General features: G+C 71.6%; 2 protein-coding genes. Both read left to right on the top strand.

From position 1 onward, the window contains the following. The coding region (locus DI272_RS45870; RefSeq protein WP_258314943.1) for a substrate-binding domain-containing protein at positions 1–598 on the top strand (598 nt) is incomplete at its 5' end. A 123-nt stretch (positions 599–721) separates the two neighbouring features. Next, positions 722–1,738 (top strand): Gfo/Idh/MocA family protein (locus DI272_RS43710; protein ID WP_109501425.1); only part of this gene is annotated, 1,017 nt, incomplete at its 3' end.

Raw genomic sequence — 1,738 nt, 5'->3', positions numbered from 1 at the left:
GTACCGCTGCTGGATCGGCGGCGACAACTACGGCATGGGCCTCAACGCCGGGCACTACATCGGCGAACAGCTCAAGGACAAGAAGAACGCCAAGGTCGTCGAACTCGCCGGCCTGGACAACCTCGAACTGACCCAGCAGCGCACCAAGGGCTTCGACGACGCCCTGAAGAACTACCCCAACATCAAGAAGGTGGCCCGCCAGGCGGCCGACTTCACGGTCGAGTCCGGGCAGGCCAAGATGGCCCAACTCCTCCAGGCCCAGTCGCAGTTCGACGCGCTGTGGAACCACGACGACGACCAGGGCGTGGGCGCGCTGCGCGCCATCGACCAGGCAGGACGCGACGACTTCCTGATGGTCGGCGGCGCGGGCGCCAAGTCCGCGATGGACGCCGTCAAGGCCGGCGACAGCGTGCTCAAGGCGACCGTCCTGTACCCGCCGACGATGGCCGCGTCCGCCATCGACCTCGCCCGCGCCCTCGGCCAGGGCAAGGGCGTCGGCGGGCTCGCCGAGTTCGAGATCCCGTCCTCGCTGACGCTCTACTCGGCCGTGGTCACCAAGGAGAACGTCGACCAGTACCTGCCCACCGGCTTCATCTGACCGGCCCGGGCCCGCGGGCTCCGCGAACGACGCCCGGCCGCCGTCCCCCGTGAACGACCGGCCAGGCCGCCGTCCCCGCGAACAAGCGATGAGTCAGTGACACTCCGACGAGGAGGAATCCGTATGGAACAGAGGGACACTCGGACCGCACCGCCGACGCTCGGCGTGGGCATGGTCGGCTACGCGTTCATGGGCGCCGCGCACTCCCAGGGGTGGCGCACCGCGGGGCGCGTGTTCGACCTGCCGCTGCGGCCGGCCCTGGCCGCGATCGCGGGCCGCGACGCGCACGCGGTGCGGGCGGCGGCCGACCAGCACGGCTGGGCCGCCGCGGAGACCGACTGGCGCGCCCTCATCGCCCGCGACGACGTGCAGCTCGTCGACATCTGCACACCGGGCGACAGCCACGCGGAGATCGCGATCGCGGCACTGGAGGCGGGCAAGCACGTGCTGTGCGAGAAGCCGCTGGCCAATTCCGTCGCCGAGGCGGAGGCCATGGTGACGGCCGCCGAAGCGGCGCACGCGCGGGGCCAGTTGGCCATGGTGGGCTTCAACTACCGGCGCATGCCCGCCCTCACCTTCGCCCGACGCCTCATCGCCGACGGCAGGCTCGGCAGGTTGCGCCACATCCGGGTCACCTACCTCCAGGACTGGCTGGTCGACCCCGGCTTCCCGCTCACCTGGCGACTCCAGCGGGAACACGCGGGGTCGGGGGCGCTGGGCGATCTCGGCGCCCACATCGTCGACCTCGCCCAGTACCTGACGGGTGAGCTGCTGGTCGGCGTCTCCGCCCAGATGGAGACCTTCGTCAAGGAACGCCCCCGCCTCGACGGCGCCTCCTCCGGCCTGACCGCCACCGCCGGTACCCGGCGCGGGCCGGTGACGGTCGACGACGCGGCCGTCTTCACGGGCCGGCTCGCCTCCGGGGCGCTCGCCACGTTCGAGGCGACCCGGATGGCGTCGGGCCGCAAGAACGCCCTGCGGCTGGAGGTCAACGGGGAGTCCGGCTCGCTCGCCTTCGACCTCGAACGCCTCAACGAACTGTCCTTCCACGACCACCGGGAGCCCGCCGCCACGGCCGGTTTCCGTCGGATCCTCGTCACCGAGCCCGATCACCCGTATCTGGAGGGCTGGTGGCCGCCG

The sequence above is a fragment of the Streptomyces sp. Act143 genome (genome assembly GCF_003143935.1).
In the GTDB taxonomy this organism is placed as follows: Bacteria; Actinomycetota; Actinomycetes; order Streptomycetales; family Streptomycetaceae; genus Streptomyces.
Note: the sequence above shows the minus strand (reverse complement) of the source record. Positions and strands in the feature narration are given on the sequence as shown.